Origin of the sequence: Lactococcus sp. S47 (assembly GCF_016517475.1) — a bacterium.
In the GTDB taxonomy this organism is placed as follows: Bacteria; Bacillota; Bacilli; order Lactobacillales; family Streptococcaceae; genus Lactococcus; species Lactococcus lactis.
The window spans coordinates 1-384 of the sequence record NZ_JACVUB010000028.1; the positions used below are offsets into that span (position 1 = coordinate 1).

3 tRNA genes are annotated in these 384 nt (G+C 50.0%); all 3 read right to left on the bottom strand.

Annotation, left to right across the window (positions count from 1 at the left end):
• Positions 1-58 precede the first annotated feature (58 nt).
• Positions 59-131, bottom strand: a tRNA-Phe gene (locus tag IAE52_RS11430).
• Between the two features lie 7 nt (positions 132-138).
• Positions 139-212 (bottom strand) — tRNA-Ile (locus tag IAE52_RS11435).
• Between the two features lie 12 nt (positions 213-224).
• Positions 225-298: transfer RNA gene (locus IAE52_RS11440), tRNA-Met, on the bottom strand.
• Positions 299-384: the final 86 nt, after the last annotated feature.

The following is a 384-nucleotide window of genomic DNA, read 5'->3' on the forward strand; positions in this document are numbered from 1 at the left end:
GCGTAGCCAGCTTGGAAGGCTGGGGTTCTACCATTAAACTACATCCGCTAACAAAGAATGGCGCGAGACGGAATCGAACCGCCGACACATGGAGCTTCAATCCATTGCTCTACCAACTGAGCTACCGAGCCAAAGATATGGATCTTGCTGGATTCGAACCAGCGACCGATCGGTTATGAGCCGATAGCTCTAACCAACTGAGCTAAAGATCCAGCTGATAAATATAGCGGCGAAGGGGATCGAACCCCCGACCTCTCGGGTATGAACCGAACGCTCTAGCCAGCTGAGCTACACCGCCATTTTTGACATAAGTCAAATTGATGTAAAAACATCAATCGGGAAGACAGGATTCGAACCTGCGACACCTTGGTCCCAAACCAAGTA